Annotated in this window: 13 protein-coding genes; all 13 read right to left on the minus strand. The window is 42.1% G+C overall.

What is annotated here, in order from left to right; translation table 11 throughout:
• Nucleotides 1–3: 3 nt before the first annotated feature.
• A complete protein-coding gene (locus K2Q26_03910; protein ID MBY0314638.1) occupies nt 4–414 on the minus strand; it encodes a hypothetical protein in 411 nt (136 codons plus the stop codon).
• The gene (locus K2Q26_03915) at nt 411–1,685 is read right to left on the minus strand and encodes a Y-family DNA polymerase (GenBank protein MBY0314639.1); all 1,275 of its coding nucleotides are present in this window, start codon (nt 1,683–1,685) and stop codon (nt 411–413) included. Before K2Q26_03915 ends, K2Q26_03910 begins: the two co-directional genes overlap by 4 nt.
• Complete coding sequence (locus K2Q26_03920) at nt 1,682–2,110, minus strand: S24 family peptidase (GenBank protein MBY0314640.1); 429 nt, start codon at nt 2,108–2,110, stop codon at nt 1,682–1,684. Before K2Q26_03920 ends, K2Q26_03915 begins: the two co-directional genes overlap by 4 nt.
• Nucleotides 2,111–2,243: 133 nt before the next feature.
• Complete coding sequence (locus K2Q26_03925; GenBank protein MBY0314641.1) at nt 2,244–2,837, minus strand: hypothetical protein; 594 nt, start codon at nt 2,835–2,837, stop codon at nt 2,244–2,246.
• Nucleotides 2,834–3,400 carry a hypothetical protein gene (locus tag K2Q26_03930; protein MBY0314642.1) on the minus strand — a complete coding sequence of 189 codons (567 nt, stop codon included), beginning with the start codon at nt 3,398–3,400 and terminating at the stop codon, nt 2,834–2,836. The genes K2Q26_03925 and K2Q26_03930 overlap by 4 nt, the downstream gene beginning before the upstream one ends.
• 128 nt (nt 3,401–3,528) lie before the next feature.
• Nucleotides 3,529–6,225: an AAA family ATPase gene (locus K2Q26_03935; protein ID MBY0314643.1), complete on the minus strand. Its 2,697-nt coding sequence runs from the start codon at nt 6,223–6,225 to the stop codon at nt 3,529–3,531.
• Between the two features lie 172 nt (nt 6,226–6,397).
• Complete coding sequence (locus K2Q26_03940; GenBank protein ID MBY0314644.1) at nt 6,398–8,830, minus strand: hypothetical protein; 2,433 nt, start codon at nt 8,828–8,830, stop codon at nt 6,398–6,400.
• Nucleotides 8,831–9,098: 268 nt separating this feature from the next.
• The gene (locus K2Q26_03945) at nt 9,099–9,419 is read right to left on the minus strand and encodes a hypothetical protein (GenBank protein MBY0314645.1); all 321 of its coding nucleotides are present in this window, start codon (nt 9,417–9,419) and stop codon (nt 9,099–9,101) included.
• Between the two features lie 245 nt (nt 9,420–9,664).
• The gene (locus K2Q26_03950; protein MBY0314646.1) at nt 9,665–11,233 is read right to left on the minus strand and encodes a hypothetical protein; all 1,569 of its coding nucleotides are present in this window, start codon (nt 11,231–11,233) and stop codon (nt 9,665–9,667) included.
• Nucleotides 11,234–11,684: 451 nt separating this feature from the next.
• Entirely contained in the window at nt 11,685–12,305 is a 621-nt protein-coding gene (locus tag K2Q26_03955) for a hypothetical protein (protein ID MBY0314647.1), read from the minus strand.
• A gap of 3 nt (nt 12,306–12,308) precedes the next feature.
• Complete coding sequence (locus K2Q26_03960) at nt 12,309–12,986, minus strand: hypothetical protein (protein MBY0314648.1); 678 nt, start codon at nt 12,984–12,986, stop codon at nt 12,309–12,311.
• Nucleotides 12,987–13,029: 43 nt separating this feature from the next.
• The gene (locus K2Q26_03965; GenBank protein ID MBY0314649.1) at nt 13,030–13,533 is read right to left on the minus strand and encodes a hypothetical protein; all 504 of its coding nucleotides are present in this window, start codon (nt 13,531–13,533) and stop codon (nt 13,030–13,032) included.
• Nucleotide 13,534: 1 nt separating this feature from the next.
• Nucleotides 13,535–13,903: helix-turn-helix transcriptional regulator (locus K2Q26_03970; GenBank protein MBY0314650.1), on the minus strand; the 369-nt coding region annotated here is incomplete at its 5' end.

The raw sequence follows: 13,903 nt of genomic DNA on the forward strand, positions 1-13,903 counted from the left end.
AAATCAACTTAAAAAAATCATAATTGCTGAACCGTCTTCTTTTCCCAAATATTGGAAATCTTCAAAGCTATAGCCTTTTTTTAGTAAAAAATCTTTGATTGGCTTAAATAAAACGACTTCGAGAAAAATATCAGCATCTTTTTCAGAATAAACTACTGGGTCCCATTCAAGAATTACATGTAAACATTTATTCAATCGATCAATTTCGGAAGATTTATTTTTTATTTCGTGGTCAACATAAACGGCACGTAAAATGTCATTAGAAATTTTTAAAGGAGGATTTGCTTTTCCAATATCCAAAACGAAATCATCTATCGATTTGAGGAGTTCTCGCTCAGCAGGATTGTATGTTACATAAATTGTTTCTAATCCCGCGCTCTCACTGTCTGTCAAAATATCCTCCATTTTTTTCATTTTACTCTTAACAGCTCACCCCAGCGGGTCGTAAAAGCCTGCGAACGCATCTCGCTTCGCATTTTCCAAAACTGGTTTATGCCACAAGCCGCAGGCTTCAGCGTGCCTTTTCCCTCGCGAGCGTTCACTGCATCCATCGTCTCCATCAGGGTGTCGTCACGCAAAGAATCTGCGCTGCCAAAAAGATCTAGCTGGGCATCTCGCTTCGGGGCAAGGTCATTTAAAATGACTCCACATTTTTTATACTCAAACCCTTCGCGAAATATGGCATCTAGTGCGAGAGACGATTGGCGGATTAATTTTAGCGTCGAGGAAGAGCCAGACATAAGCTCCACCGTCGCAGAGTTATAATATTGGGGGACGTTTTTAAAAGGATTCGTATGCACAAATACAGTAATCGACCTTGCGACGGATTTGTCTTTTCTGAGCTTCTCTGTCGCCGTATGCACGTGGTTGGCGATGGATTCTCGAATTTCTTCTTTTGCACGAATCGGTTTACCAAATGAGCGACTCGAACAGATGGTTTTCTTTTCCTTTACAAGCTGTTCAAGATCGATGCAGGAGTTGCCCCTTAGCTCTTCGGTGATTCTTCGCCCAACAATCGTGAGTTGTTTTTGTATCAGGTGTGCGTTGGCGTCGCGAAGATCTTTTGCCGTGTAGATCCGAAGATCGTTTAGTTTTTTCGTCGATTGGCGCCCAATACCCCAAACGTCCTGAACTAAAAACTTTGCAAGCTCTCGCTCTTGGATCGAGCGATCTAAAATCGAAAATACACCCTGAGATGTTGCTTTGTTTTTCTTAGAAATCCGATTGGCCACTTTGGCGAGCACCTTCGTAGGGCCGATTCCAATCGAAACAGGGATTCCTGTCTGTTTAAGAACGTCGGCTCGGATCGCTCTTACGTAGCTCAGAAGGTCGCGTGTTTTGAAGCCTGATAAATCCAAAAAGGCCTCATCGATCGAATAAACTTCCATATCAGGCGTATATTCCTTGAGGATGTTCATCACACGGCGGCTCATGTCGCCGTACAAGGTGTAGTTGGAAGAGAACACGTGGACTTTGTGCCTCTTTACAAGGTCTTTGATCTGGAAATAAGGTGCGCCCATTTCGATACCAAGGGCTTTTGCTTCGTCTGTTCGCGCCACTGTACAGCCATCGTTGTTGGAAAGCACGATCACCGGTTTACCTTCGAGATTGGGGTCAAACACCCTCTCGCACGAGCAATAAAACGAATTGCAATCCACGAGGGCAATGATTTTGTCCGTCTTCAATCAAACCTCATGCGGATGGAGTGCTTCAAAACACCCCAGATCTTAAAATCCATCTCTTCGGTCACTTCGATCGGTTTGTATTTTGGGTTCTCAGCCTTCAAAAAGACCTTCCCGCCGTTTTTAATGAGACGCTTGAGGGTGAACTCGCCGTTGAGATGCGCGAGCACTATGGAGTTGTGGTGAGCCTCTAAGGACCTATCGATGATGATCAGGTCTTTTTCGTAAATACCTGCGCCAACCATGGAGTCACCTTTAACCCACGCCATAAAAGTGGCCGACGGCTTAGAGATCAGAAAGGCATTGAGGTCGAGTGGCTTGTCAATGTAGTCATCCGCAGGCGATGGGAAGCCCGCGCTGACGGGGTTGCCCATAAGAAGAACCACGTTACTTTCGATTTTTTTGGATTTGATCAGTTGCAAGCTCATACTGTGACAATAACACTCTCCGTTGGGGCTGTCAGTTGGAGGCTAAAGCTTTTTCAGATTTAAATCAGTCAGGTTTAAATTGTTGCAACGCTTCAGATCTAGTTATTTAGTGAGGTAATCAAGATAAGTGTTGTCAATGATAAAATTCATGCAGTGAAATTAGCCAAATGTTACTGCCTTGAGAGGATAATTTGACACTTTTAATGGCGTATAGGCCACCTTCTGTTTCGAGTTGCTTGTAGCTCGAAGCTAACCCTTCATTAATCATAAAAAAACCACTATTTGTAGATTCTGATACTGCTCGTAGTCCACCTTCAACTATCCCGCCGTGAAGCAAACATTCAACATCAACTTCCGCTAGCCAAACATAAGCATCATTCGCCTCGAGAAAGGTAGTTTGCGCTCCATCATCATCGTATTCGGCTGGTTTTGTATGCAGAGTTCCGTGCGTTTTAAATTGATCTCCTGAAATCGGATACAAAAATAATCTATGGAAGACGATCATATCTTCACGTGGAGTATTGGTGTCGGCGTTATAATTATGAACAGCTTGCAAAATTATTTTTTGAAAATTTATTTTCTCGGCGTCTGTTATTGCAGAATCTATGATCTCAACAAGAAACCCACCAGCAGCAACACGAATTTTGATAGCAGCATTCGGCAAAATCGATTTAATAATTTGAGAAAGCTTAGGTGAGATTTTCAAAGATAGACTTTTATCATTCATATTAAACCACCAAAAAATTTTTTTTGAACATCCGTAAATAATTGAATCATAGTACTTAGCTCACTTCCAAAATTTCTTTTAATTTGCTGACTCGGATCTCTATACCTATCCTCAATCCAATTTCCTTTTTTTGGCAAATTTTGACGAAAAAGATCGAACTCTAAATCATTTACCAAATCAAGCACATCATACTGTAGTGTTTTTGATAGATCGTAAATACCGTGTCCGAACCTATGCTTTGGATTAAGATTTTTGGCTGTGCTTAATGGATAATTATCAACTAGCCATGATATGTGGGTACCGGGCTGCTTGTGATTGTGGCTTACAAATTTAAAATACCTAGATATACAGTATATATCTTTTAAGAAACATTCGATACTTATAAGTAGCGCATAGTAAGCATCTCTTTCGTAACCATGAATTTGCTGTAATACTTTTACTAAATTTAAATGACTGCGGTAGGCGGGGAAATACCCCTCTTCGCCAGAAAAATAAATACCTGTTTGCGGTAGACTTTGTCTTAACGTATTTTTTAAATCTACAAAACCAGAACTATTGATCATTTATTTCCTCAAGCTAAAGATTATCAATGATTCAGCCCTCATCTAGTGTCTATGCGTTAAATCTGTTGGGTAACATCTTTCGATGAGAGCGGCATACCAAAATATAATTTATCCAAATTGGAATTTCTCTATTTTTGTTCACTGCTTACTATAGTCAAATGTGAGGCTTTAGGATGTTCGTCTTTATTTTCTTTAGCCTTGAGTTTTGTTAACTCACGTCGAGATTTAATTTCTTTGATCCATTTATCAAGCGAATCTAAGTGCGATTGCGCATCGTCGGGACTAGGATATGGCTCGTTTATTTCGCTTGGCTCGTCGTGACCATCACGCCATTTTGAGCACGTTCCCATCCCCAGCAGCACAGCGTCGTAGTCTGATGGCACAACATCGACAAGCTTTAGGCGCTGAGTTTGGATGGGGCGCTCAACTCGATTAATGACATCATTCAGTAAAACCCCCTCGATGGCCCGTTCCCATGCCTCTTGTAAACGGCCATAAAAAGCTGCGACTTGAACCCCGTACTCATAATCGGTAGCACTTTTATGTATAGAATTTATTTTTTGTATGTCGTTTCTTAACGCTTTAATTCTTTGTTCTGCCGTCATGCCTCCCCACGGAAGGCCTTCAACGCAAAATCCGGGCACACTACCTTTACGCAAAATATGAACATCGGCGCGAGCCATTCGCCCCTGACGGGAATACACTTCGTTTAGGAGCATTACAAAGGCAATGTCATGAGTGAAAATTACAACTTGCCGATCTACTGCCTCTTTCATCAATCTTTCGGCGACTTTACGCCGTCTAGTGTGATCCAAAGAAGAAACAGGGTCGTCAAAAATCAATGCAGAACGGGAGGGCTCGGTAGCAAGCTCTGATAAGAAACACGCAAGTGCGATAGACCGATGCTCGCCCTCGCTTGCAATATCATCAACACTAAATGGAGAAGTTCCAGAGGATTCTAAACCAATCTTGTAGCGTAGTGATCCTTTTGCTCCACCCACAGGATCAAAGCTAATCGGCAAAGTAGTCATACCAAGCGCTTTAAGCTCAGCAGAGAACCGGTCACGAAGTACCCCAGTAATAACTGTTTTACTGAGTTCTGTATTTTTTGCGGTGATGCCGGTTGTGTTTGTATCTTTCAACGCAGCTTCAAAAAGCTTTCGACGTTTAAGACGATGAACTTCAGCAATAATTTCGTCCTTGTGTTTCAAAACAAGCTGCCGCGCCTGTAATTCGGCGAGTTGTTTTTTGCGTTTAGCAACCTCGTCAGCGATATCAAGATTGTCGAGCTCAGTAGCTTTTTTATTTAAATCTAAAGAAAGTGTCTTCAATTCCTCTACACCTGATTTCGGGAGAACATTCTCTGTTTTCTCCCAGTCGTTTTTATCAAGGCAATGAAGCACACTGTCTTTTCTAATACGAACGCAATCTAAAAAATACGAGACAAGTGATTTCGCCTCAGCACTAATTTCTCCTAGTTCGGCCATCAGAATCGAGTCCGTAGGAAAGGTGACAGCGAGAGATTCTAACTCGGTTTTAGCTTGGGCCAATACTTGCTCTGCCGCTTTAGCCGATGTCTGCGTGGCTTGTTTTACAAATTCATCAAAACTACGAAGCCTTTCGCAAGCCTCATCTGAAAGCTCTTGATGGCACAAAACGCAAAGGGCTTCGCCGTGAGTGACAGGGAAGCTCTCGGATGGATATGCCTGACTTACTGAATATGCTCGAGCTGCGGCCCATAAAAGCTTCCAAGGATCGGACCCGACACCATCGAGAGGATCGTCTTTAAAGGTGTTACTCGATGCGATGGATGCAGCCTTTTGCTTTGAAGTTGCATCGACTTGTTTTTCTCGCAAACGCGATACGGCAAAGTCATTCAGTGCAATTTCAGTTTTTTCTATTCGCCCAGCAAGTTCTGTAAATTTTGTTGCCTTTAAACGATACTCTTTAGCGAGCTTCTTCGGATCAGAAACTTCCAATTGCATCAACTGTTTTTGAAGCTCTGGTGTATTATAGGCCTCGATGGCGGCATCCTTCGCGACTTTTTCAATTCCATCGATATTAGTCTCTGAATTAAGTCCGGCAACTGCCTTACCAGCGCTCGTATCTTGGTTGAAACCCACAAAATTCTGTTTTTTAGAATCGAGTTTTTTAATTTCGTTTTGAACAGCATTGGCTACTAGTTCACTGGCTTGAGCGAGTTTTGCGAAAACATCAAGACCGGCAGGAGTGAATGCAACATCTGTGTTCTCGGTGACATAGGTTGAAGCGCACAATGAATCGAAAACACTCACAGCCGATAGAGCCGCAGGACCAGACACTCCTTCACTCCATTTTACCATTTCGGATTTATTACCAATCTGAAAATGAATCGTTGCAGAGGCAGGAGGCTGCGAGCCTTGCGCCAATGCATTCGGCGTTACAGGAGAACCTGCGCCCCGTGCACGACATACACGCTTTAAGACCCGAGCATAGCCAGACTTCCCTGCGGCATTATCACCGTAAATGACCGTGATACCCGTTGGCGACAGGAGCAGTTTTTGATTTTGCGCAAGACCATTGATTCCACATGTGTCTTCGATAGATTTTATCGCAACTGCCCCATTGGTAGCAGCCGATTGTGTGACATGTGCCGCCGTCAATGGCATTGCATCTATTTTTGGCTTGTCAGGGGTTTCTATCCCTTGCTCTTGAAGGCAAATTTGAATGAGTTCAGCAATGTCGAGCTGAGACAACTTTTCCTGTGTTATGATTCGTCGTAAACAGTCGCGCTGCCATATTGGCCGCTTCTCCGACCATTCAAGAATAGACATATAAATACTCACTCAAAGCCCCCCTAAATTGTCCTGAGTCCCGCGCCAGAACAGCGTAAGAGGGTATCGCCAACACTTTTATAGTCAAGTTTTTGGAGGTCGATGAGTTGCGTAAAAATAGGACAACTGTGATATTTTGCTAGAGGGAGTGCTATCTCTTTAAGCACCCCCTCTTATCCTCGCATTATTTGAGTAGCCGCAGCTTAACTACGCGGTTGGCGGTGTCTACCGCAGGGCCAGTTGGCCGAAGATGCTGATCGATCCCGTCGAGCTTTTCATGCGTTGTCCGATGGTGCGTCACATTTTCTTCACGAAGCTTGATAACTTCTTCTCGGGTCTTTTCGTGGTTGATCTGTTCATTGGTTCGACATTCAAGATCTTTTATACGACGTAACAAGGGCAAGTTTCTCTCGCATGTCTTTAGATAATTAACGTAGATCGCCGTCGTATCCGAGCCACTATCCGTGTTCAGCTTGTGACCCAACAATACTGATTGTAATTCTTTTCGCTCGACACCATGGTAATTGACCTCAACGTAAGTGCCCCACATGTTGCGTAACAAATGCGCTGTGAAGTTACTAACTTTCTCTTCGAGATTTAACACCGCATCTAAGTCTGCGTTGATACCAAAAAGATCGATCATAACTCCTGATAGGTGATGAGCTATGGTTTGAGTCCCAAATGGCAACAGGGGGTCACCATGTTTTATGCCTCGTCGATGCTTGTAAAACATGATGATGTCTTCACAGACCGTTGGCAGAACGCCTAAGTAAGTGAGATCATTTTTTCGATTCCCATTAATAAAAAACGTAAGCATCGTGTCCTCGGTCAAAGGAAGATGCTGTTTCAAAGGTTTGAGTTGCTCTGGGAGCCACCACAAACCACCGGCTACTTTCTTCGGAAAAATACAATTCGGACTGTATAAATTTAAGTCCGTTGGTTCTCGATCCAACCAAATGAACTCCGCAAGCTCACTGTAAATCCTGAAACCACCTCCACAGAGAAGAGCTACACTTGCAAGATAATCAAGCTCGCGTTCCTCATCGCTATTGAACTGTTCATTCCTAAGAGTTAAAAGCCCACCGACGCGAAACTTTCCATCTACGCGCTTCTTGGCCCCTTTCTTTTTGTTAGCGCATACTTCACCGTAAGCCTGTTCGCATAGATATTGGGTCAAATGTTCGATGTGACTTGATTTAACCAAATGAGATTTTTTTCCGATTTTGGAGCTTGAACCATTGTAAAACGTAGAGACAGCATAATAGTCGTTTTTAAGTTTACTAAAAAATACTGGCCAACTGCACGGACCATTCGCAAAAGCCACTGAGTATTCCGCAATATTAAATTTTGACAATGGACCGTCGGAGGTGTTGTCGTTAAGCGATTTAAACTTGTTCTTGAAAACTTCCCACGTTTCCTTCTCGCAAAAGGTTAACCTTTCGTCGCCTGCGCCAGTCATTGTTAAACAGTCGCCAAGGGCCTTTATACTTTTTAAATAGCTTGACCCTTTTTTAACTTGGGAGGCCCTAACGAGAACGGTGATGAAGTCAGAGGGGAATAAGTACCTAAAGTCAAAATCACGTTCTGAAGAACCAAGAGCAGCAATGATTACTCTAAATAGACCGAGTGGACTATTCAGCGATTTTTCTTCGTACCCCAACTGCTCCATCAATGGCTTTTCTATTCTTACCTTGAAGTAAGCTCGCTGAGATTCGGTTAATATTGCTATAGGCTGCTCTTGAAGATCCTCAAAAAGTGCAGGCAACTCCAAATTGTATTCTTTAGCTAACCATCGAAAAAAGGGTTTGGAACAACTAAATTCGGTTCGATTAAATCGAGCGCCAATCACAGAAACGATTTTTTTAAAAAGGCCCTCGCTCAAAACATCATCAATATTATTGATTCCGGCACAAAACATCGCTTTCCGTGCAGAACTGATAACACTTCTGCCATGTTCGGTGCCGTAAGCGTCGCCGAACTTTTTAAACAGTGCCTCAATCTCAATAGACTGGAGGGAATACTTTGCCCTTCGAGACCGAGTAGGATTGGATGAAGTTTCAAAAATAAAACTACTCAGTCGTCCTATCTTTGACAATGTCGCCGCGTTGATCGGCTCCTCATGTTTTGTTCGACGAAATTCTTCAATAATCTTGGGCTCCATGAAGCGCAGCCTCATCGACCAAGGGTCTTGAAGATGGTTGAGGCCGGTCTTCGGATCGCCTCCGTGGTTTTTCTTGAGCCATGGAATATATGTCGTACGCAGAGCACTAAAAGTTTGGTCGCGGGTGCTGTCGGCGAAGCAAGTATCAATAGCTTTTTTTAAATCGCCAAGGGTCAGGGAGTTGTACTCAGCATCTGACTTCACCTTCGGCACAAGCGAATTGCGGAGTTCACAGATCCGATAATTGATCGCGGCCAACACGTCCTTAACCGGCTCGTTGTCTGGAATTTCAAAACTGTGGCTTTCAAGAAAACTCTCCAGTTGTTCCGGCTTGAGACGACCGGTAAGGCCAAATTTCTCATTTTGAATCGAATGCCAGATTTGCTGGAACCAATCACCCTTGAATCTGCGGGTATTTTTCATCTCTTTTATTTCATTTCCCTTGTCATTACACATATTTATTCTCCCTATTTATATTATAATTGATTTGACGCATTATTTCCACAAATCTTAGAAGTTTTGGGCGACGAAATTTTGGAAATTTAACTTGAAATTTATCTCTAAAAGATTGATTTTGCTCAACTTTGCTAATCTCTGCTTGGCTTTGCTCGGAGATATCATCCCATAATTTTGAAATCTTAAAAGATCAATGAAATTAGTAGCTTGCAGAGAGCCTCCTAACAGAGCAAATCCGAACACTTCTATATTAGAAAGCACTGCCTGTCTAAAAATTGGACACCGCCGTCGCAGCCTTTTGAGACGCTTTCTTCTCCTGTTTGCGTTGTCGCTTAATCGAACCTAGCTCTTCTAGGCGCTGCATGAGTTGGCCAAGTTGAAGGAACGTAAGATGACCCACCAGCGGCGGTACTGGCCCACCAAACTCCTCTATAACCTCGTCAAGACGTCTGCGAAACGTGTAGATGCTTTGTCGAAAGTTAATCCGCTCCATACACTCTTCAAAACTCAACAGCTTATGTCCGTACTCACCAAAAACTGAAAAGCTTTGCTCTTCTTTTAACTTTTCTTCTCGATCTCGTTTCTCCATGGTTAGCCCCCTTTGTTTTAATAATAAGCACCTTCGTGCATCTGGGGGAGGGTTTACCAATTCGCAGAACCAACTCTTGGCTTAGTTGGATTTTTTTTCAAAAATGAGGGATTTTTTTATCGTGAAGCTTTGGTGCCCAGTAAGCGAGCAGTATTGGGCATAACTTTGTTGAGGCCCGAGAGAATGTCGATTCTTTGTTGAATCGCGGGTGTTTGCATTTGCTCGGGCTCGACTTGACCTAAAAGCTAAAAAATAACCTTGTACCGTTTCCTGAGTGCCTTTGCGATGCGCTCCCGAACCGTCCATGCAACTCTCCTGTTACCGACGCCGAGCACGTTTCCCAAGCGATGTGTCCTATCGGTATCATTGAGGGGGGTGATGACAATAGTGAGAAGGAGGCTTCCCACAAATACCTCACAAAATATTTGCTGCTTTGTGACAGCAACTTCGAGCATCTTCAATTCACCGAGACAGTTTCGCATTTTTTCTGAATGCTCGATCATTTTGAACGGAGTATTTAGGTTTCTTATTAATATGTCTTCGTGAACGATAGTCCATTCGTCATTAAAGTGCTCCGTCAATTCAAAACTAGGAACGTCTTTAGCTGCTCTCAATCGGGCCTCCTCCTGACGAGCACCCATGAAAAGTCCGATCCACCTATCAAAAGCTTTTATAGCGTTCATATTTCTGCTGATACTGATACTTGGATTCTGAATGAAATGAATGATGGCGAAGCTAGCTGAGCTATTCTCAAAGTATTTTTTCAATACTCCATAATTTTTAAAAATTAAGATCGCAATCTCTTTATTTCTAGCAGTACCTTTCGACAGATCAAAACGGTGACGTAAAAACTTTTGTGAGCAGATAAGATTTATGAATTCCTCTCGCTTTTTGGGCTCTTTCGGCACGTATAGATGAGGGAAATAAACAAGTGGGGCTGAAATATGGATGGCGGGGAAAGTTCTACGCGTTCCAAGCTGAAGAAGTTTCCACCAGTTGCCGAACGCAACTTTCAAATCGTTTATGCCTAAAGATTGTAAATCGCTCCAGTCCTGATGTGCGGAACTATCGTATGTTTGTAAATACATAAGAGAATAAAACAGACGCAAGCCTACCTTTTTAAGGCTTCTGCCAGCTATAAGCTCACCAAGCATCGTTTCTACAAGTGATGAGCTAAAATAACCCTCGCGCAGCCCGTAGGCTAAAACCGAAAGAGACGCTGGGCAAATTTTATCAAGTTGAATTATCCTCTCATGCTTTAAACGCTTACATAGCCAGTAAACGTGAAAACCATCTTTTACATATTTGGAACAGAAACCCAATCCCTCTTTTTCCATTAGGAATAAAAAATACTTTTCAATTTTCTTTAAGAAAATACCGTACCTTTGTAAACCTCTTCTGATTTTCCAAGCAACAGGAAATGGGGTGCGGCCAGATCTCCAAAAATCTCTCATGTCATCGTAGCTTGTACCAAATAAACAATTTCCTCTTCGCAAAGTCGATAGCTTCCGTCCAAAGTTAAGGCTTACATGCGAAAAATATCCTCCGTCGAAATCTATATAGGCTCGCCATCTAGTGATTTTGCTCTGCTCTAAAGTCGTTACCTGTAGTACGTAAAGGTTGTATTCTTTAAAAAAGACAGTCGCGTGTGCATAATTTCCCTCCTCAAAACTAAATTGATCGATGATTTGATCTTGTGTGATCTCGGAACTGCCACGATATCTAATATATCCTGCGTATTTTAAGTGTGAACCCATAACTTTATATAAATGGAACTTGGCCAAATAGATGACTGGAGATTTCTTCAGCTTCATGTTGGTCTAATAGGCCTTCGTATCGGTAGACCTCGTAACTTCTCTCAAACCATATCCAAGTAGGCGTGCAGGTAATTTTAAAATGGTCCACGATTTCGCTATTGATGTAAATGGGCACTGTGCATTGATCCACCCAGCTCTTTGTCAATTGGTGCTCACAGAACGTGTTATTCTGACAGAAAAGAATGCAAAATTGGTCATGGCAGTCGAGTTCCATGAGAATGTAATCTAGCAAGCAGCTTAATCGATCCGTCTCCCATAAAAGCGAATTTTTGAACCTACTAACCTTAGGAATCGAAACTCCAGAATTAAATTTAATGATCTGTGCCATTCAGCCTCCAACTTTATAGGCTGACATATAAGATTTAGTGAAAACGATAGCTATAGCAATTCATACTTACGGAACTGATTCGTAAGGCTGATCAGTCAGCAGGTGGATTTTTTTGATGATTTATCTGAAAAGATCTCTAAATTTATCTATTAAGCTTTTCTTCTTTGTCGCAAGCACGTCCGTGAACTCAGGCTTAAAATCAGAGTAACGCTCGACTGCATCGCTGGAAACGACCACAGAGCAAAATTGAGACAGACAAAACACGGCACTTCTGAACATAAAGATCTGCTTTAAATCCGAGCCGTCATGCCCAGCATTTAGTACCTGAAAGGGAATTCCGAAGTTTGCGATTAGATCTTGTTTGCTTTGACCAATGTAAACAGGACTGGTCGTCCGTGGCTCGTCTCCGTTTGAATTTATTAAGGGCGCAGGTCTTTCTTCCCTTGTTAAACTGATCTCAAAGAGCCTCTTACATTCGTAGCTACCGTTAAGCTTTTGGCATTCACTACGCTTGGGCTCAACGGACGTTTCATATTTAGAACAGCTTTGGTCCCTCTGGCAAAGAAGGTCAAATTCTTTGAAAGCTGCTTGGGTTGATTTTTCGCGTGCGACATGCTCATCAACATCTACCCCAACACCGCATACCAAATAGGTGTTACCTCTTTTTTGGCTAATGGATTCAGTGCAGAACCAGTCTGCTTTTATGGTAAACGAAATAAGAAAGAGTGTTGATATTATCATCAGTTAGATGTCGAAATCTAAATCATATTGACCCGATTTATATTCCGGCCATGTAAATTTACACTCTTTTGTGGAGTATTGTGGGCCGCATAGAAACGTTTTTACTCTTGCGATCACACAAAAGGAGATTTTGACTTTACCACTGCCATCGTGTGGCTTTTGAGGACAAATGGCGGTCACTGCAGCCATGGCATTTCCCATCGCGTAATAGATACCTACCTGATTGCCTAAATCTATTTTGGGTGCATTAGGGGTTATCAATATAGCATCGGGCTTGTAATCTTTTAATAATTTTAAAGCAGTTGGATATTTATCTATGCCACATCTTGAGTAATATTCTCTATTGATAAGTTCTACTTTACCTTCGACGGTACCTGCGCCCCAAGAGTTCATAAAGCATGAATAGCCTCCATGGCTTTGATGATACCAAGTGCATGTTTTTCCAGATTCACATGATTTCCATTTTTCTTGGTTTACAAAAGGAGTTCCAATATATTTTTGAAGCTTATTTATTTCCTGACCTAAAAACTCTGCTTCTTCAAAGTATTCTTTTGGTTTTATTTCTTTTTTAAAAATATTTTTGATACTTGAAGTATCTGCCAAACCATCCTTTGTTTTTTTGCATCCCGATAAAGATAAAATAATGGAAGCACACAAAATTATTTTTAGAAAAAGATCCATCTAATACCCCACTTAGTATTTAATTTAATTTACCTTAAGACGCTCACCAGCCATTTGACAGCTTAACGATTTCATATTGGTAGTGGTCGCGACTGCATTGTTGAACAGAAACATCTGGCTTTGAGAAGTAGCTGTCACTCTTTGTTTCATACTCAAAAACTGCACACCAATCATTAACCAAAAATCCACCGAAGCTATTGGCTGCACGCACTGTTGATACCACTAGAAACTTTTCTCCTTTTTCAGTCTTCTTCTTGTCTACGACTTTTACGTTACTGAACGTTGCGGAGACAGGATCTTTCAAAACCTCTTTTATTAGTTGCTCCGAGAAATCTTCTGGGCGCGGACCGGAAGTTATATTGAAAGCAGATTGTGAATTGGGCCAAATTAGGTAACTAACAGACTTGTACATTGTGTAAACGGCAAAAATAACCGCAGAGAGAGTAAGGAAGCCTACAATAGGGTTTTGCGTTTCATTTTTTTTCTCAGGCTCCGTGCCTTTACTACTTTCGACATCTTTTTTTTCTGATACTACAGGCTCACTCATTTTATTTTCTCCACTTTAATCTTTTTGCTTCTATCAAAAACAATCCGCTGAACTCTGCGCTGTCTTCGACATCAAAAATCTCACCAACTCTAGAGGCTGGGATTAAATTTGATGGTTTTCCCGTCATTATGTATTGGTAATCAGCCTTTAGCGCCTCAGTCAGTTTAAGCACGGCCTCAGGACTTGCAGGTGTAGCTCCATTTATCCAGCCTGAAATTACCGAGGGTGAAGTTCCGACGATGTCTGCTGCCTGCCGCAGCGTCATTTTATGCTCGCCCAAAAGTTTCTTTAGATTTTTAGAAAAAACCATCGACGGCTTTGGCTTGCGCCCTTTGCTCTTTATTTTGCCCATAGGTAAAGCATCGACGAT

The sequence above is a fragment of the Bdellovibrionales bacterium genome, from assembly GCA_019750295.1.
GTDB lineage: Bacteria > Bdellovibrionota > Bdellovibrionia > Bdellovibrionales > JAGQZY01 > JAIEOS01.